The following is a 21,144-nucleotide window of genomic DNA, read 5'->3' on the forward strand; positions in this document are numbered from 1 at the left end:
GATGACCGGCGGGTAACCTGCTTCGGGCGCCTCGGCCGAAAGGCCGGGGATTCGTTGCTGCGTCCGGTCCTGCGGAGAGTCCTACCGCCCGGCCGCGCCGTAACGATTCCCACCTGGTCAGCAGATAAACCGAGAAGGTTGTGCGCTGCGCAAGCTGCCGCCGATGGGGGTTGCGCGACGGTGAGAGAGAGGTTGGGGATTGGACTCGCTGGGTAGCGGCGGATCGGAAGCGGCGAACGCGCAGGGCATCGTGCCGCCCGGGGCCTTTCCGCTCTCGCCGGCACAGCTGGGCATGTGGTTCGCTCAGCACGTCGATCCGACGGTGCCCGCCAACATCGCTCAGTACGTCGAACTCGAGGGCGACCTCGACCGCGACCTGCTGCGTGCCGCGAGTGTCCGCGCCGCCCACGAGATGGGATCGGGTTTCCTCCGGTTCATCGAGGTCGACGCCCAGCCCTACCAGCTCGTCGACCCCACTCTCGAAGAGTCCGTCGGGTACGAGGATCTTCGGGGCGAGCCCGATCCTCGCCAGGCCGCGCTCGATTGGATGCGCGACGACCGCAGCCGTCCCGTCGACGTCCTCCGCGACCGGCTGATCTCCGCGACGGTCCTGCGCATCGGTGACCGTCGTTACTTCTGGTACAACCGCGTCCACCATCTCGCGCTCGACGGTTTCGCCGCCGCGACCTTCATGACCCGCATCGCCGAGCTCTACACGGCGTCGGTCGACGGCGTCGAACCGTCCCCGAGCCTCGCGTCCGATCTGCGCAAGGTCCACGACGTCGAGATGGAGTACCGCGGATCGAAGCGGTTCGCCGACGACCGCGAGTACTGGGCGCAGCAGATCGAGGGCATCGAGGAACCCACGAGCCTCGCCGGCCGCACCGCGGCGCCCGCGCCGGTCAGCCGCATCGACAGCGCGGCGTTGTCGGACGAGACCGAACGTCGCGTCGAGCAGCTGTCAGAGCGGGAGAACACGAGTCTGGCGACCGCCGTCATCGCGGCGTTCGCGGCCTACGTCGCCCAGATGACCGGGCAGACCGACGTCGTCCTGAGCCTGCCCGTCGCGGCTCGCACGACCGCCCTGTTGCGCCGCTCCGGCAGCATGGTCTCGAACGTCGTCCCGCTCCGGCTGAGCGTGACCGACGAGACCACTGTGCACGACCTGATCGCGGCGTCCGGTGCTGCTGTCTCGGGCGCGCTGCGTCACCAGCGCTACCGGCACGAGGACATCGTCCGCGACCGCGCCGCGACCTCGGCGGGTGGAGCGCAGTCCACCTTCTTCGGACCGTGGGTCAACATCATGCTGTTCGACAACGAGGTCCGACTCGGCGACATGGTGGGACGGATCAACATCCTGTCCACCGGTCTGATCGAGGATCTCGGCGTCAACGTCTACACCAGCGGCGACAACACCCACATCGACTTCGAGTCGAACCCGAATCTCTACGGACCCGACCGGGCCGCCTCCGACCACGCGCGGTTCGTCGAGTTCTTCGACCGCTTCGTCGGTTCGGCCTCCGACCGGCCCGTCTGGGACATCCCGCTCGCCGGCGGCACCGAACTCGACCGGGTCGTCCGCGACTGGAACCGCACCGACCATCCCGTGCAGCGCCGCGACCTGCTCGCGGAGTTCCACGACCGGGTCGCGACCTCTCCCGAGGCGACCGCGCTGGTCTTCGAAGGCGAATCGCTGACCTACGCCGAATTCGCCGCGCGGGTGAACAGCCTTGCCCGGGCACTGGTCGATCTCGGTGTCGGCCCCGAGTCCCTCGTCGGACTGTCCATCCGACGCTCGCTCGAGCTCGTCGTCGGCATGTATGCGATCGTCGAGGCGGGTGGTGCCTGGGTGCCGATCGACCCCGACCACCCCGCCGATCGCACCGCCTACATCCTCGAGACCGCCCACCCCGCGGCGGTGCTCACCACGGCACGCGACGACGTGACGCTGCCCGAGGGCATCCCCACGATAGACGTCGACACCTTCGACCACGCGCGGTTCGGCACGACACCGCTCACCGACGCCGAACGACGCGGACCGATCCTGCCGGACACGACCGCCTACGTCATCTTCACCTCCGGTTCGACGGGCCGGCCGAAGGGCGTGGCCGTGAGCCACGTGGCGATCGACAACCAGATCCAGTGGATGAACGACCAGTACGGTCTGACCTCCACCGACGTGTACCTGCAGAAGACCGCGACGACCTTCGATGTGTCGCTGTGGGGCTTCTTCATGCCCCTGCGCGTCGGCGCGACCCTCGTGATCGCGACGCCCGACGGGCACCGCGACCCGGTCTACGTCGCGAACAAGATCGCCGAGCACGGCATCACGATCACCGACTTCGTGCCGTCGATGCTCACCGTCTTCGTCGCGAATGCGCCTGCCGGGACGTGTGATTCGCTGCGGCACGTCTTCGTCATCGGTGAGGCCCTGCCGTCCGAGACCGCCGCGGACTTCGCGCGCATGTGCCCGGCCGGGCTCCACAACCTGTACGGACCCACCGAAGCCGCGGTCTCCATCACCTACCACCGGGCCGCTCCCGGCGACGTGCACAGCGTCCCGATCGGCGTCCCGCAGTGGAACAGCCGCGCATACGTCCTCGACCGGCGGCTGCGGCCGGTGCCGGTGGGCCGACCCGGCGAGCTCTACCTCGCCGGCGTCCAGCTCGCGCGCGGATATCTCGACCGTCCCGACCTGACCTCCGACCGTTTCCTCGCCGACCCCTTCGGGGCGCCCGGCGAGCGGATGTACCGCACCGGCGACCTGGTGCGGTGGGAGACCGCCGCCGACGGCACGGGTCTGCTCGAATACATCGGCCGCACCGACTTCCAGGTCAAGTTCCGCGGCCAGCGCATCGAACTCGGTGAGATCGAAGCGGTGCTCCTCGCGCACTCCGCCGTCTCGCAGGCCGTCGTGCTCGTGGTGGAGACCCCCACCGGGGACCAGCTCGTGGGGTACGTCGTCGCGGCTCCCGGTCGCACCATCGACCCTTCCGATCTCGCCGATCATGCCGGCCGGTCGCTGCCGTCGTACATGGTTCCGGCGTCGCTCATGGTGCTCGACGCGCTGCCGCTCAACACGAGCGGCAAGCTCGACCGGAAGGCGTTGCCGGAGCCGGTCTTCAGCAGCACCCGCGTCTTCCGTGAGCCGCGCACCCCCGCCGAGCGTGCCGTCGCCGAAGCGTTCGGCGAGGTCCTCGGTGTCGAACGTGTCGGTCTCGACGACGACTTCTTCGAACTCGGCGGCAACTCCCTCGTCGCCACCCAGGTGGTCTCCCGCATCGGAGCCGCGCTCGACACCCAGGTGCCCGTGCGTGTGCTGTTCGAGGCGTCCACCGTCGTGGGTCTCGCGACCCGGCTCGCCAAGCAGATCGGTACCGGCGCGCGGTCCCCGCTCGTCGCCCGGCCGCGACCCGACGTGCTGCCGTTGTCGACTGCGCAGCAACGGATCTGGTTCCTCAACCGCTTCGACGTCAACACCGCCGCCTACAACCTTCCGTTCACGGTGCGGCTCACCGGCGCCGTCGATCCCGCAGCGGTGTCCGACGCCTTCGCCGACGTGGTGGCGCGGCACGAGAGCCTGCGGACCGTCTACCCCGAGGTGGACGGCGAGCCGCAGCAGACGATCCTTCCGGTCGAGCAGGTCGTCGTCCCGCTCGAGCCGATCGACGTCGACGAGCAGGACCTGCACGCGGCCGTCGTCGACCTCGCGAGCCGCGGTTTCGACGTCGTCCGCGACGTCCCCTTCCGGGTCGCGCTGTACCGGCTCGCCCCCGACGACTACGTCCTGGCGATGGTGCTGCACCACATCGCCGCCGACGGCTCCTCGTTCGGCCCGTTCGCCCGCGACGTGGTCACGGCCTACAGCGCCCGCGCCGAGGGGAACAAGCCGAGCTGGACGCCGCTTCCGGTCCAGTACGCCGACTACGCCGTTTGGCAGCGAGAGGCCCTCGGCGACGAGGCCGACCCGAATTCCGTTGCGGCGCAGCAGCTCGACTACTGGGTGAACGAGCTCGACGGTCTGCCCGACCAGCTCGACCTGCCCACCGACCGGACCCGGCCCGCCGTCTCCTCCTACAACGGCGACAAGCACCGCTTCGCGATCGACGCCGAGACCCACCGCGGTCTCGTCGACCTCGCCCGCAGGCAGCACGCGTCGCTGTTCATGGTCGTCCACGCTGCCTACGCGGCGCTGCTGTCCCGCCTCAGCGGTTCCGACGACATCGCCATCGGTACCGCCGTGGCAGGTCGTGGGGAGAAGGATCTCGACGACCTGATCGGCATGTTCGTCAACACCCTCGTCCTGCGCACCAGGGTCGATCCCGGCGTGTCGTTCGAGGACTACCTCGCCGGCGTCCGGGAGACCGACCTGACGGCGTTCTCGAACGCCGACGTCCCCTTCGAGCGTCTCGTCGAGGTGCTCAACCCGCCACGCTCGACCGCCCGGCACCCGCTGTTCCAGGCCGCGCTGTCCCTCGAACCGGGCACCGCGCGCGACGTCTCGTTCGCGGGAGTCCACGCCGTCGGCGCCGAACTGGACGTGCCGATCTCGAAGTTCGACATCCAGCTGTGGGTGACCGAGAAGACCGGTGACGACGGCGAACCCGCCGGCCTCGACGCCCTGTTCGAGTACGCCACCGACCTGTTCGACGCCGCGACGGTCGCCGTCTTCGCCGAACGCTTCGCGCGGATTCTCGCCGGGATCGTCGCCGATGCGTCGACCTGCGTGGGCGACCTGGCGATCCTCTCGCCCGGGGAGGCCGAACGCCTGCTCACGGCGACGGGACCCGAGCCCGCCGAGGCCCGCACCCTGGTGGAGCTGCTGACCATCGGCGCCGTCGACCATCCCGACCGCGTCGCCGTCCGCGACCGCGACACCGTCCTGACCTACCGCGAACTCGACACCTGGTCGAACCGCATCGCCCGGCGGCTCGTCGAGCTCGGTGCCCGGCCCGACGGCATCGTCGCGCTGGCCTTCCCGCGGTCGTGGGAGATGGTGCTCGCCGTGTGGTCGGTCGCCAAGACCGGCGCCGCCTACACGCCCGTCGACCCGGAGTACCCGGCCGAACGCGTCACCCACATGCTCGACGACTCGTCGGCCGTCTTCGGCCTGACGACGGGGGAGTACGCCACCGGTCTGTCCTCGGCCACCGAGTGGATCCGCCTCGACGACCCCGAATTCGTCGACGCGTGCGCGTCCTACCCGGACGGCCCGCTCACCGACGCCGACCGCGCTGCGCCGCTGCGCCTCGACCACACCGCTTACGTCATCTACACCTCCGGTTCGACGGGCAAGCCCAAGGGCGTCGCCGTCACCCACCGCGGCCTCGCCGGTCTCGTCCGCGAGACCGTCGAACTGTACGGCGTGACAGAGGAATCGAAGCTCCTGCACATCTGCTCGCCGAGCTTCGACCCGACGGTCCTCGACTGGACGCTGGCCGGGTCCACCGGCGCCGAACTCGTCGTGACACCGCCGTCCGTCTACGGCGGCGCCGAACTGCGCGCGCTCATCGAACGCACCGGCGTCACCCACACCGTCATCACCCCGGCGGTGCTCGGTTCCGTCGACCCGAGCGGACTCGACGCCCTGCGCGTCGTGAACGTCGGTGGCGACGTGTCCACGGCCGACCTCGTCTCCCGCTGGGCGCCCGGCCGCAGCTTCTACAACGCCTACGGGCCGACCGAGACCACGATCGTCTCGACGCGCGCTCTGCTCGAACCGTCCGGGCCGATCACCATCGGACGGCCCGTGGCGGGCGTGCACGCCCTGGTCCTCGACAGCCGGCTCCGCCCGGTCCCCGCCGGTGTCGCGGGTGAGCTCTATCTCGCGGGCGACGTGCTCGCCCGCGGTTACCATCGACGTCCGGCGCTCACCGCCGACCGGTTCGTGGCGAACCCGTTCGGCGCGAACGGAACCCGGATGTACCGCACCGGCGACATCGTGCGCTGGGACGAGCAGGGCCGCATCGAGTTCGCCGGACGCGCCGACTTCCAGGTCAAGGTCCGCGGCTACCGCATCGAACTCGGGGAGATCGACGCCGCTCTGCTGACCCACCCCTCGGTCGCCTTCGCGACCACCGTCGGACACGAGATGCCCTCGGGCCAGACCGCGCTCGTCGCGTACGTGCACGGGGACGAGCAGATCGATCCTGCCGAACTCGCCGATCACGTCGGCCGCTCGCTGCCGTCGTACATGGTGCCCTCGCAGATCATCGTGCTCGACGAGGTGCCGCTCAACCCGGTCGGCAAGCTCGACCGCCGTGCCCTGCCCGAGCCCGATCTCGGCATCAGCTACCGCGAGTTCCGTGCCCCGACCACTCCCATCGAGGAGACGGTCGCGAACGTCTTCGCCGAGGTGCTCGGCGTCCAGGGCGTGGGTCTCGACGACGACTTCTTCGAACTCGGCGGCAACTCGCTGCTCGCCACGCAGGTCGTCTCCCGGCTCGGTGTCGCCCTCGACGCGCAGGTGCCGGTTCGGGCGTTGTTCGAATCCAGTTCGGTGGCGGCCCTGGCGGTGCGCGTCGAGCAGGAGGCAGGTCGCGGAGCGCGCATCGCCCTGACGAAGATGCCGCGGCCCGAACGTGTTCCGCTGTCGCTCGCGCAGCAGCGCATGTGGTTCCTCAACCGCTTCGATCCGCGGTCGTCCACCTACAACCTCCCGATGGCGCTGCGCCTGACCGGCGAATTGGACGTCGCCGCACTGCAGGTGTCGATCATGGACGTCATCGATCGGCACGAGTCGTTGCGCACCGTCTTCCCCGATTCGCCGAACGGACCGCACCAGGTCGTCCGTGCCGCGGCGGAGGTCGTGCCGGATCTGACCCCGACCCGGATCACCCCTGACGAGCTGCCCGCGTCCGTGCGGCGCCTGGTCTTCACCGGACTGGACGTGACGTCGGACGTGCCGATCCGCGCCGAACTGTTCGAACTCGGCGACCAGGAACACGTGCTCGCGCTCGTCGTGCACCACATCTCGGCCGACGGCTGGTCCACCGGTCCGATGGCGCGCGACATCATGGTCGCCTACACTGCCCGCACCGAATGGGAGGAGCCCTCGTGGGCACCCCTGCCGGTGCAGTACGCCGACTACACGCTGTGGCAGCGGCAGGTACTCGGATCCGAGGACGATCCGCAGTCGCTGATCTCCCGGCAGCTCGACTACTGGCGTCGCACCCTCGCCGGTGCGCCCGACCAGCTCGATCTGCCCGCCGACCGTCCGCGCCCGGCCGTGCAGTCGTACTCCGGTGCGACCGTGGACTTCCCGATCGATCCGGAACTGCACCGCGAGCTCGTGGCGCTGGCACGTACCCGCAATGCATCGCTGTTCATGGTGGTACACGCGGCCCTGAGCGTGTTGCTCGCGAGGATGTCCGGTCAGGACGACATCGCGATCGGCACCCCGGTCGCGGGTCGCGGCGAGCAGGCGCTCGACGATCTGATCGGCATGTTCGTCAACACCCTCGTGCTGCGCACGGATGTCGATTCGGGCAGGCCGTTCACCGCGCACCTCGCACGGGCACGCGACGCGGCGCTCGGCGCCTTCGGCCACGCCGACGTGCCGTTCGAGCGGCTCGTCGAGGTGCTCAACCCGACCCGCTCCACCGCCCGGCACCCGCTGTTCCAGGTGATGCTCTCGTTCGAGAACCTGCGCGCCGCGCACGTCGAACTGCGTGGCCTGACCCTCGACGTGCTCGACATCGACACGGCGGTCGCCAGGTTCGACCTGCAGCTCACCCTCACCGAGGACTTCGCGGAGGACGGCACGCCGAACGGTCTCGGAGCGGCGTTCACCTATGCGACCGACCTGTTCGATCACGCGACGGTGCGCGGATTCGCCGATCGCTTCGTCCGGATCCTCGAGGCCGTGGTGCTCGAGCCCGAGGTCGTCGTCGGCGACATCGACCTGCTCGGCGCCGACGAGCGTCTCGCGGTCCTCGAATCGTGGAACGACACCGCGCACGAGCTGGAACCGGCCACTCTCGTCGACCTGTTCGACGCCCGGGTCGCGACGGATCCCGACGCCGTGGCCGTGGCCTTCGAGGGCGAGCAACTGACCTATGCGGACTTCGACGCGCGAGTGAACCGCCTTGCCCGCCATCTGATCTCGCAGGGTGTCGGACCGGAGTCGACCGTCGGACTCGCGGTGCGGCGATCCCTCGACCTCCTCGTCGGCATGTACGCGATCGTCAAGGCCGGCGGCGCCTACCTGCCGCTCGACCCCGATCAGCCCGCCGACCGCAACGCGTACATCCTCGACACGGCGGCGCCGGTCGCGGTGCTGACCACCACCCGCGACGCCTTCGGGTCGACCGCGGCCGCGCACACGATCGAGATCGACACGCTCGATGTGTCCGACCTGCCGTCCGGCCCGATCACCGACGCCGATCGCATCGCCACGCTCACGCCGGCGAACACCGCCTACGTCATCTTCACGTCCGGTTCGACGGGACGGCCCAAGGGTGTCGCGGTGCCGCACGGCGCAATCGTCAACCGCCTGCTGTGGATGCAGGACGAGTACGGCCTCACCCGCGACGACGCGGTGCTGCAGAAGACGCCGTTCACCTTCGACGTGTCGGTGTGGGAGTTCTTCTGGCCCCTGCAGATCGGTGCGCGACTCGAGATCGCACTTCCCGACGGTCATCGGGACCCGGCCTATCTCGCCCGGGTCATGGCCGACCGCGGCGTCACGGTCGCGCACTTCGTGCCGTCCATGCTCGCGGTCTTCGTCGCCGAGAACGCCGCGGCCTCGGCCTCGTCGTTGCGAATGGTCTTCGCCTCGGGCGAGGCGCTGCCCGCCTCGGTCGCCGCACGCCTGCGGTCGATCCTGCCGGGCGCTCGCCTGCACAACCTGTACGGCCCCACCGAGGCGGCCGTCGACGTGACCTACCACGAGGTCACCGCAGCCGACGCGGTGTCGGTGCCGATCGGCGTCCCGGTCTGGAACACCGGCGTCCACGTCCTCGACGGCCGACTGCATCCGGTGCCGGTCGGTGTCGCGGGTGAGCTCTACCTGTCGGGTGTCCAGCTGGCGCGCGGTTACGTGGCGCGGCCGGATCTGACGGCGGAACGCTTCGTCGCCTCGCCGTACGGGGCGGGGGAGAGGCTCTACCGCACGGGCGATCTCGTGCGGTGGGTCGCCCGGGAGACCTCCGACGCACGCACGGCGCGTGCCGAACTCGAATACATCGGCCGCACCGACTTCCAGGTCAAGCTGCGCGGTCTGCGCATCGAACTCGGCGAGATCGAGACGGCTCTGCTCGCGCTCGACGACGTCGATCAGGCCGTCGTGCTCGTGCGCTCGGACGCCCACTCCGGTGAGCACCTCGTCGCCTATCTCGTCGCCGCCGACGGCCGGTCGCTCGACACCACCTCCGTCTCGCGTCGTCTCGCCGGCTCGCTGCCGGCCTACATGGTGCCGTCGGTCTACATCGTGCTCGACGAGTTCCCGCTCGGATCGTCGGGCAAGCTCGACCGCAAGGCCCTGCCGGCCCCGATCTTCGAGGTCAAGGAGTTCCGCGCCCCGACGACCCCGGTCGAACAGATCGTCGCGTCGGTCTTCGCCGACGTCCTCGGACTCGAACGCGTCGGTCTCGACGACGACTTCTTCGCGCTCGGCGGCAACTCGCTGATCGCAACACAGGCCGTCTCCCGCATCGGCGAATCCCTCGGTGGCCGAGTGGCATTGCGCGCGATCTTCGAGGCGTCCACCGTCGAAGGTCTCGCCGCGGCCGTGGAGGCAGCGTCGTCCGGCATCGACCGGATCCCGCTCGTCGCCGGTCCGCGACCCGCACGGGTGCCGCTGTCGCTCGCCCAGCAGCGCATGTGGTTCCTCAACCGCTTCGACCCCGAGTCGGCGGTGAACAACATCCCCGTCGCCGTGCATCTGTCGGGCAAGCTGGACGTCGAGGCCCTCGAAGCCGCGCTCCACGACGTGATCTCGCGTCACGAGTCGCTACGCACCGTCTACCCCGACATCGACGGTTACGGATACCAGAAGGTACTCGCCCCGGCCGATGTCACGATCCGACTCGAAGCGCGGTCGATCGACCCGGAGAATCTTCCTGCCGAACTCCGGCAGCTCGCCGCGACCCCGTTCGACCTTGCTCGCGACGTCCCTCTGATCGTCCGGCTCTTCGAGTCGGCTCCGGACGAGCACGTGCTCGTAGCCGTGCTGCACCACATCGCGGCGGACGGTTTCTCGATGGGACCGCTCACGCGCGACATCATGATCGCCTACGCCGCTCGGTCCACCGGGGAGGCGCCGGGCTGGGAACCGCTCGACATCCAGTACGCCGACTACACCCTCTGGCAGCGCGATGTCCTCGGCTCCGAGGAAGACCCGGATTCGCTGGTAGCGCAGCAGATCGAGTACTGGATCGAAACGCTGGAGGATCTGCCGGACAGCCTGGACCTCCCGGTCGACCGCCCTCGGCCCGCCGTCGCCTCCTATCGTGGAGCGACGTCGCGATTCACTATCGGCGCAGAGCTGCGGGCCGCGATCGGACGCCTCGCGAAGGAACATCGGACGACGGACTTCATGGTCGTGCACGCGGTGCTCGCAGCGCTCCTCGCACGCATGAGCGCTTCGGACGACATCGCGATCGGCACCCCGATCGCCGGCCGCGGTGAGCGTGTCCTCGACGAGCTCGTCGGCATGTTCGTCAACACGCTCGTGCTGCGTACACAGGTCGACGTCTCGGCTCCGTTCGAGGAACTTCTCGGCCACGTACGCGACGTGGACCTGGGGGCGTTCGCACACGCGGATGTTCCGTTCGAGAGGCTCGTCGACGTCCTGGCTCCCGTGCGCACCCAGGCGCACAATCCGCTGTTCCAGGTGATGCTCGCCTTCCAGAACATCGGCCCGGTCTCGTTCGAGCTGCCGGAACTGTCGGTTTCGAATCTGGCGTTCGACAGCGACCTGTCGAAGTTCGATCTCGCGGTCACCGTCCTCGACGAGGACAGCGCCGGGACGGACGGTGGTTACGTCGTCGAATTGTCCTATGCCACGGACCTGTTCGACGCGGACACCGTTTCCGATTTCGGTGCGCGATTCGTCCGGATGCTCGAAGGGGTCGTCGCCGATGCGTCGACTGCAGTCGGTGATCTCGAGGTCCTCTCGGACGGAGAGGCACAGCACTTGCTCTCCGTCCGTGGACGGGCGGTCGCACGGACGGCGACGCTCGTGGAACTGCTCACCTCTGCGGTATCCGACCATCCCGATCGCATTGCCGTCCGGGCGGGCGACACCGTCCTGACCTACCGGGAGCTCGACGAACGGTCAAACCGGATCGCACGGTATCTGATCGGACGCGGTGCCGGTCCCGACGGGCTCGTTGCACTCGCCTTCCCTCGTTCGTGGGAAATGGTGCTGGGGGTGTGGTCGGTCGCGAAGACGGGTGCGGCCTATGTGCCGATCGACCCGGAATACCCGATCGAACGCGTCGCCCACATGCTCGACGACTCGGGAGCCCTGCTCGGGCTGACCGCGACGGCGCACGCGGCGAAGCTGCCCTCCCGGACCGAATGGGTTCGGCTCGACGACGATGCGTTCGTCGCCGACTACTCCGCCCGGTCGGCGGCCCCGATCACGGATGCCGACCGCACGGCGTCGCTGCGAGTCGACCATCTCGCGTACGTCATCTACACCTCGGGTTCGACGGGTCGCCCGAAGGGCGTCGGGGTCACCCACCGCGGCCTGGCCGGTCTGGTCCGGGAAACCGTCGAACTGTACGGGGTGACCGCCCGGTCCCGGATCCTGCACATCTGTTCGCCGAGTTTCGATCCCTCCGTGCTGGACTGGACGATGGCGGGTTCGACGGGCGCCGAACTCGTCATCACGCCGCCGTCGATCTACGGTGGTGCCGAACTGCGGGCACTCATCGCGCAGACGAAGGTCACGCACGCCGTGATCACCCCGGCGGTACTCGGTTCGGTGGATCCCGGCGACCTGGACTCGCTGCACACCCTCAACGTCGGTGGCGACGCGTCCACTCCGGACCTCGTAGCGCGCTGGGCTCCCGGCCGGCGATTCTTCAACGCCTACGGGCCGACCGAGACCACGATCGTTTCGACTCGCGAACAGCTCGAGGCCGACGGGCCGATCACGATCGGCGCACCCACCGCGGGTGTGCACGCTCTCGTTCTCGACGGCCGGATGCGACCGGTTCCCACAGGGGTACCAGGCGAGCTCTATCTGGCGGGTGACGTACTCGCCCGGGGATACCATCATCGTCCCGGTCTCACCGCAGGGCGGTTCGTCGCGGCCCTGTTCGGCGTGCCGGGCGCTCGGATGTACCGCACCGGCGACATCGTGCGCTGGGACGCCGAGCGTCGTCTGGTGTTCGTGGGCCGCTCGGACTTCCAGGTCAAGATCCGCGGATACCGGATCGAACTCGGTGAGATCGACGCCGTGCTCCTGACACACCCGCTCGTCGTGTTCGCCAGCACCGTCGGCCACGAGATGCCCTCGGGGCAAACGGCTCTCGTCGCATACGTGCAGGGCGGTGCGGGGCTCGTCCCTGCCGAACTCTCCGAGCACGTCGCACGCTCGCTGCCCTCGTACATGGTCCCCTCGCAGATCATCGTGCTCGACGAGGTGCCGTTGACGCCCGTGGGCAAACTCGACCGCAGCGCGCTACCCGAACCGGAGTTCGGCCTCCGTTACCGCGAATTCCGTGCACCCACCACCCCGGTCGAAGAATCCGTCGCGCGAGTGTTCGCCGATGTGCTGGGCGTACAGGATGTCGGGCTCGACGACGACTTCTTCGAGCTCGGAGGGAACTCGCTCCTCGCGACCCAGGTCGTCTCCCGCCTCGGTGCGATCCTGGACACGCAAGTGCCGGTACGTGCACTCTTCGATGCCGGCACCGTTGCCGCACTCGCGGTGCGCGTCGAACGGGAGGCCGGCCGAGGTGAACGCGTCCCGCTCGCCAGGACGACGCGCCCCGAACGTATTCCGTTGTCGCCGGCGCAGCAGCGCATGTGGTTTCTCAACCGGTTCGATCCCGAATCCGGCGCGAACAACATCCCGGTAGGGGTGCGTCTGACCGGGGACCTCGACGTGAAGGCACTGCGCACCGCGCTGCGCGACGTCGTCGAACGACACGAGTCGCTGCGCACCGTCTATCCCGACGTCGACGGCGCAGGACACCAGTCGATCCTGCCGCCCTACACAGTGGAGTTGCCGGTCGAGCGTGTCGACGAGAGCGCCCTGTTCGATCGGGCCGAACAGCTCACCTCGGAGGGTTTCGACGTCACGCGCGAGGTGCCGCTGCGGGTCGTGCTGTTCACTCTCGGTGCCCGCGAACATGTGCTGTTCCTCGTGGTGCACCACATCGCAGCCGACGGTTTCTCCCTGCGACCGCTCGCGCGCGACATCATGCTCGCGTACGCCAACCGCTCGCGTGGGGAAGCTCCCGCGTGGGCGCCGCTGGAAGTGCAGTACGCCGACTATGCCCTCTGGCAGCGCGAGGTCCTCGGTTCGGAAAGTGACCCGGACTCGGTTTTCTCCCGGCAGACGAAGTACTGGACCGATCGGCTGGCGGACCTGCCCGACCAGCTCGATCTGCCGTCCGATCGTGCTCGCCCGGAGGTGGCGTCCAACGCCGGCCGCACGAGCCGGTTCCGGATCGAGCCACAGCTGCACGCTTCGTTGGAAGAGCTGGCCAGGCAACGGAACACGACGCTGTTCATGGTCGTGCATGCGGCACTCGCAGTGTTGCTGGCCCGGGTGTCCGGCTCGGAGGACATCGCCATCGGCACCCCGATCGCCGGTCGCGGCGAGCGTGCACTGGACGACCTCGTGGGCATGTTCGTCAACACGCTCGTGCTCCGCGTCGACGTGCGGAACGATCGTCCCTTCCACGACCTGCTCGGGCAGGTGCGGGAGACCGATCTCGACGCCTTCGCGCACGCCGACGTCCCCTTCGAACGGCTCGTCGAGATCCTCGATCCTCAGCGGTCACAGGCCCGTCACCCGCTGTTCCAGGTGGCGCTCACGTTCCAGAACACCGGTGATGTCGAGTTCGCTCTCGACGGCGTCACCGCCCGGGCCCTCCACTACGACGCGGATACCGCCAAGTTCGACCTGCAGTTCACGTTTGCGGAGAGGAAGGGCGAGGACGATGCGGACGCGGGTATGGATTTCGCCGTCACCTACGCGACGGACCTGTTCGACGACCTGAGGGTCGCGGCGTTCGCGGAGCAGTTGCTCCGGATTCTGCGTGCGGTCGTGGAGGACCCTTCGGCCGTGGTCGGGGACATCGAGATCCTCGACGATTTCGAGCGGGAACTGGTCGTCTCGCGCTGGAACTCGCTGGGCGACGACGTCGCACCGGCCGGGGCGACGCTCGTGGACATGTTCGAGGCGCGCGTCGCCGAGTGCGGCGACGCGGTCGCGGTGCGGTTCGGCGACGAGCAGTTGTCCTACCGTGAGCTCGGTGCGCGGGTGCACCGCCTGGCACGTCATCTCATCGATGTCGGTGCCGGACCGGAGGATCTGGTCGCGGTCGCGATGCCGCGCTCGCTCGATCTGATCGTGGCGTTGCTCGCGGTGCTCGAGGCCGGTGCCGGATACTTGCCGATCGATCCGAACTCGCCGGCCGACCGGATCGAGTTCCTGGTCTCGGACGCGACGCCGGTGGCGGTGGTGACCACCTCGGATGCCGAGGTGCCGTTCCCGGACTCGGTGCCGGTCGTCGAGATCGATCGTCTGGATCTGTCGGAGGTCGACGACGCACCGATCCTCGACGCGGAGCGCCGTGCCCCGCTGACATCGACGAACCTGGCGTACGTGATCTACACGTCGGGATCGACCGGACGCCCGAAGGGTGTGCTGATCCCGCACCGCAATGTCGTGCGGCTGATGGTCAACACCGAATCGGTGTACGGCTTCGACTCGTCGGACGTATGGACGATGTTCCACAGCTACGCCTTCGACTTCTCGGTATGGGAGCTGTGGGGGCCGCTGCTCTACGGCGGAACCCTCGTGGTCGTCGACTACTTCACGTCGCGTTCGCCGGAAGCCTTCCGCGAGTTGCTGATCCGCGAACGCGTCACCGTGCTCAACCAGACGCCGTCGGCCTTCTACCAGCTGGTCGAGGCCGACCGGGTCGCGGTCGACGAGGCGCAGTTGTCGTTGCGGTACGTGATCTTCGGTGGCGAGGCGCTCGAGCCGCGTCGTCTGGCCGGGTGGTTCGAGCGTCACGGGGATGCGGGGCGAGCGCAGCGACTGGGGATCGGCACAGCTCCGCGGTTGGTGAACATGTACGGCATCACCGAGACGACCGTGCACGTGTCGTACCGGGAGATCGGTGCCGACCTGGCGCAGAGTGCGTCCGCGAGCGTGGTCGGTGTCCCGATCGCGGGTCTGCGGGTGTACGTGCTCGACCGGCGGCTCAAGCCGGTGCCGGTGGGTGTGGCCGGCGAAATGTATGTCGGCGGCGGCCAGTTGGCGCGTGGATACCTGCGCCGTCCGGAGCTGTCGGCGGCACGTTTCGTCGCCGATCCGTTCTCGTCCGACGGTGCGCTGCTGTACCGGACGGGCGATGTCGCACGCTGGGTCGTCTCGGGCGATCTCGAATATCTCGGACGCGCCGACGACCAGGTGAAGATCCGCGGTTTCCGCATCGAGCTCGGTGAGGTGGAGGCTGCGGTGCTTGCGCAGGACGAGGTCGCCCACGCGGCGGTCATCGTGCGCGAGGACACCCCGGGAGCAGCCCGGATCGTCGCCTATGTGGTTCCGCACGACGGCATGTCGATCGATACCGAAGCGCTGCGCAGCGGTGTCGCCGTGGTCCTGCCGGAGTACATGGTGCCCTCGGCGTTCGTGGTGATCGACGCGATCCCGCTGACGGTCAACGGCAAGCTCGACCGCCGGGCGCTGCCCGAGCCGGTGTTCGAAACGCGTGGTTTCCGCGCGCCGAGCACCCCGATCGAGGAGATCGTGGCGGGCGTGTTCGCCGACGTCCTCGATGTCGACCGCATCGGCGCCGACGACGATTTCTTCGCACTCGGTGGCAACTCGCTGATCGCGACGCAGGTCGTCGCCCGACTCGGTGCCGCGCTCGATGCGCAGGTGCCGGTGCGGACGTTGTTCGAGGCGTCCACCGTCGCGGAACTCGCGACACGGGTCGAGCAGGAGTCCGGTCGCGGCGCTCGGGTGCCGCTCGCGGCGCGGACACGGCCGGAGTCGATCCCGCTGTCTCCCGCACAGCAGCGGATGTGGTTCCTCAACCGGTTCGATCCCGACTCGACGGCCTACAACATCCCGTTCGCGTTGCGGATGACGGGCGCACTGGACGTCGACGCGTTGCGTGCCGCCGTCACCGACCTCGTCGCACGGCACGAGTCCCTGCGCACCGTTTACCCCGAGACCGAATCCGGTCCGGTGCAGCGCATCCTGCCGGCCTCGCAGGTCCGGCCGCAACTCGAACCGGTGGACGTCACCGCCGCCGATCTCGAGCCGCGGATGCGGGAGATCGCCGCGGCCGGCTTCGACGTGACCGTCGATGTGCCGGTGCGGATGCATCTGCTCCGCGTGGCCGACGACGATCACGTCCTCGTCACCGTGGTCCACCACATCAGCGCCGACGGTTCGTCGATGGTGCCGCTGGTCCGCGATGTGATGACGGCCTACGCCGCCCGGTCCGCGAACAGTGATCCGGCGTGGGCGCCGCTCGCGGTGCAGTACGCCGACTTCGCGTTGTGGCAGCGGGAGGTCCTCGGCTCCGAGGACGATCCGGAGTCCACCGCCGCCGAGCAGCTCGGCTACTGGCGCATCGCGCTCGCCGACCTGCCCGACCAGCTCGACCTGCCGCTCGACCGTCCGCGGCCGGCGCAGCAGAGCTTCCGCGGCGACCGCGTGGAGTTCACCATCGGTGCCGATCTCCACCGTGAGCTGCGGGATCTGGCACGCAACCGGAACGCGACCGTGTTCATGGCCGTGCACGCGGCCTTCGCGGCGCTGCTCGCGCGCCTGTCCGGTTCGACGGACATCGCGGTGGGCACCCCCATCGCGGGCCGCACCGAGCAGGCCACCGAGGACATCATCGGCATGTTCGTCAACACGCTGGTGCTCCGGCTGGAGGTGGACGGTGGTGCGTCCTTCGACGAACTGCTCTCCGCGGCACGGGAAACCGATCTGCAGGCCTTCGCGCACGCGGACGTGCCGTTCGAGCGTCTCGTGGAGGTCCTGAACCCGGCCCGCTCGACGGCCCGGCATCCGCTGTTCCAGGTCGGCTTCTCGTTCCAGAACCAGAGCCGCTCCGAACTCGCCCTGCCCGGCCTCGACATCGAACCGGTCGACCTCGAAGGTGGCACCGCCCAGTTCGACATGCACCTGATCGTCGCCGACAGCTACGGAGACGACGGCGCGCCGCAGGGCATCGACGCGATCCTCACCTACGCGACGGATCTGTTCGACCGCGAGACCGCGGAGGCCGTCGCGGCCCGTTTCGAGCAGCTGCTCGAAGCGCTCGTCGAGTCGCCGGCACTGCCCGTCGGTGATCACGCGTTGCTCCTGCCGCAGGAGCGCGACACGGTGCTCGGCGCGTGGAACGACACCGCGCACGGAACCGACCCCGGCGCGACCCTCGTCGGTCTGTTCGACGAGCAGGTCGCCGCACACCGCGACGACGTCGCGATCGTGTACGAGGGCCGGCGGTGGACCTACGGCGAGTTCGACTCGTCCGTCAACCGTCTCGCCCGGCACCTGCTCGGTCTCGGTGTGGGGCCGGAGGATCGGGTCGCGCTCGCGATCCGTCGTTCACCCGAGCTGCTCGTGGGCATGTACGCGATCGCGAAGACCGGCGCTGCCTACGTGCCGGTCGACCCGGACCAGTCCGCCGAGCGCAACACCTACATCCTCGACACGGCCGCTCCCGTCGCGATCGTGACGACGAGCGGCGACCGGGTCGAGCACGCCACGGCGCCGGTCGTCGAACTCGACGGCCTCGACCTCGCCGGGCTCTCCGACGATCCGATCACCGACGACGACCGGTCGGCTCCGCTGCGGCCGGGCAACACGGCGTACGTGATCTTCACGTCGGGTTCGACCGGCCGCCCCAAGGGCGTCGCGGTCTCCCACGCCGCGATCGTCAACCAGTTGTTGTGGAAGCGTGAGTATTTCGGTATCGGGGCCGACGACGCGGTGCTGCTCAAGACCGTCGCGACGTTCGACCTGTCGGTGTGGGAGTTCTGGTCGGCGCTCACCTCCGGCGCCCGCCTGGTGATCGCCACCGCCGACGGACACCGCGATCCCGACTATCTGCTCGCGTTGTTGCGCGACGAGCAGGTGACCACGCTGCACACCGTTCCGTCCATGCTGTCGATGCTGATGACGGTCGCGGCCGGTCCGGTGGCGCCGTCGCTGCGGCGGATCCTCGCGATCGGTGAGGCGCTGCCCGCGGCGGTGGCCCAGCAGTTCCGCGCGGACAACACCGCGACGCTGTACAACCTCTACGGACCGACCGAGGCCGCGGTCTCGGTGACCGTCCACGAGGTCGACGATGCCGACCGGACCGTCGTCCCGATCGGTGTGCCAGAGTGGAACACCGCCGTCTACGTCCTCGACGACCGGCTGCGGCCGGTGGCGCCGGGTGTCGCCGGCGAGCTGTACCTCGCGGGTGCCCAGCTCGCGCGGGGCTACCACGACCGTCCCGACCTCACCGCGGACCGGTTCGTCGCCGACCCGTACAGGCGCGGACGCATGTACCGCACGGGCGACATCGTCCGGTGGAACCGTGCCGGTCGCCTCGAATACCTCGACCGCGCCGACTTCCAGGTCAAGGTGCGCGGTTACCGCATCGAACTCGGCGAGGTCGAGACCGTCCTGCGCGAGCTGCCGGGCGTGAAGGACGTCGCCGTCCTGGTGCGCAGCACCGCCCACCTCGGCGACCGGCTCGTCGCGTACATCGTGCCGGCCGCCGACTCGTTCGACGCCGGTGCGACACGGGCGTTCGACGCCGGTGCGACACGGGCGTTCGACGCCGGTGCGACACGGACGGCGCTCGCGGAGCGACTGCCGTCGTACATGGTGCCGTCGGCGTTCGTCGAACTCGACGCGCTGCCGCTGAACACCAACGGCAAGCTCGACCGGCGGGCCCTGCCCGACCCCGAACTCGACATGGGGCAGTTCCGCGCCCCGACCGATCCCGTCGAGGAGATCGTGGCCGCGACCGTCGCCGAACTGCTCGGCGTCGAGCGGGCCGGCCTCGACGACGATTTCTTCGAACTCGGCGGCAACTCGCTGCTCGCGACGCAGCTCGCCGCCCGGCTCGGTGCCGCACTCGACACCCGCGTGCCGGTCCGGACCGTCTTCGAGTCGTCCACGGTGGTCGCGCTCGCCGCCCGCCTCCGGCCGTCGGTGGGCGAGGGTGCCCGTCCGGCGCTCACGACCGTCCCGCGTCCCGAGCAGGTGCCGCTGTCGCTCGCACAGCAGCGCATGTGGACCCTGAACCGGGTCGATCCGGAATCGGGTGTCTACAACATCCCCGTCGCCGTGCGCCTGACCGGTGCGCTCGACGTGGACGCCCTGCGCGCCGCGGTCGCCGACCTGTTCGCACGACACGAGGTGCTGCGCACCGTCTACCCGGACAGCGGTGACGGTCCGGTGCAGGTCGTGCTGCCGGTTGCGCAGGCCGTGCCCGAGCTCACCCCGGTGGACGTGACCACCGACGAACTCGTCGACCGTCTCACCGAGATCCTCGGCAGCGGATTCGACGTGACGGCATCGGTCCCGCCGGTGCGGGTCGCGTTGTTGCGTCTCGACGCCGCCGAACACGTCCTCGCGGTCGTCGCGCACCACATCAGTGCCGACGGGTACTCGATGCGCCCGCTCGTGCGCGACGTCATGACCGCCTATCTCGCGCATACCGCGGGGGAGACCCCGGGCTGGGCGCCGCTCGAGGTCCAGTACGCCGACTACACGCTGTGGCAGCAGAGCGTTCTCGGTTCCGAGGACGATCCCGAGAGCGAGCTGTCGCGTCAGCTCGACTACTGGGCCGACGAACTCTCCGGTGTCCCGGAGGTTCTCGCCCTGCCCACGGATCGTCCGCGCCCCGCCCGCCAGTCGACCGTCGGTGAGTCGTTCACCTTCACGATCGGTGAGGAACTCGCGCAGCGGATCGAGAAGACCGCCCGCGAGCACAACGCAACGGTCTTCATGACGATGCACGCCGCCTTCGCGGTGCTGCTCGCCCGCCTGTCGGGCAGCGAGGACATCGCGGTGGGCACGCCGACCGCCGGTCGTGGTGAGGAAGCGCTCGACGACCTCGTCGGCATGTTCGTCAACACCCTCGTGCTCCGCACCCGGGTGGCCGGCTCGGCGACCTTCGCGGAGCTGCTCGCTCAGGCCAAGGAGAAGGATCTCGCGGCGTTCGGCAACGCCGATGTGCCGTTCGAGCGGGTCGTCGAACGTCTCGGTGTGCGGCGCAACAGCGCGTACACCCCGCTGTTCCAGGCGATGCTCACCTTCCAGAACATCGACACCGGCACCTTCGCCCTGCCGGGGCTCGAGGTGGCCGCGCTCGAGACGGGAGCCGACCAGGCGAAGTTCGACCTCCAGTGCACGGTGGTCGAACGGTTCTCCGAGTCGGGAGCGCTGACCGCACTCGATGTGACCTTCACCTACGCCACGGCACTGTTCGACGCCGCGACGGTCGAGACCTTCGGCGACCGCTTCGTCCGGATCCTCGAGACCGTCAGCGCCGACCCGCAGGTCGTCCTCCGTTCGCTCGACATCCGCACGGATGCCGAGCGGGCGCGGGCGGCCCGGCCGAAGAAGGCACGCACCGTCGCCGATCTGCCGGCACTCGTGGCGGCAGCGGCTGCCGTGGCCCCGGACACCGTCGCCTTCCGGCACGGTGAGCGCGAAGTCACACTCGGCGAGTTCGCACAGCGTCTGGACACCATGGCAACCACGACCGGCGGTGCGCTCACCGCAGAAGCACTCGTGTCGGTGGTTTTGAACGGGCTCGTACCGGGGATGCTGCCCCAACTCGGCGCCGACGGTCTCGCACAGTTGGTGCGCGATGTGATCGCCGTCGCGGTAGGCGTCGATGCCGACGCGGTGGGAGACGCGGATTAGTCCTGTGTCGGTCACTTCGGGATAATGGAAGATCGGCTGTCGTTCGACTGCCCGGCCAG

General features: G+C 69.2%; 1 protein-coding gene. It reads left to right on the top strand.

The window, feature by feature from the left end:
• Positions 1-199: 199 nt before the first annotated feature.
• Complete coding sequence (locus BLV31_RS09070) at positions 200-21,085, top strand: non-ribosomal peptide synthetase (RefSeq protein ID WP_064060474.1); 20,886 nt, start codon at positions 200-202, stop codon at positions 21,083-21,085.
• Positions 21,086-21,144: the final 59 nt, after the last annotated feature.

This window comes from Rhodococcus pyridinivorans (assembly GCF_900105195.1).
Classification (GTDB): domain Bacteria; phylum Actinomycetota; class Actinomycetes; order Mycobacteriales; family Mycobacteriaceae; genus Rhodococcus; species Rhodococcus pyridinivorans.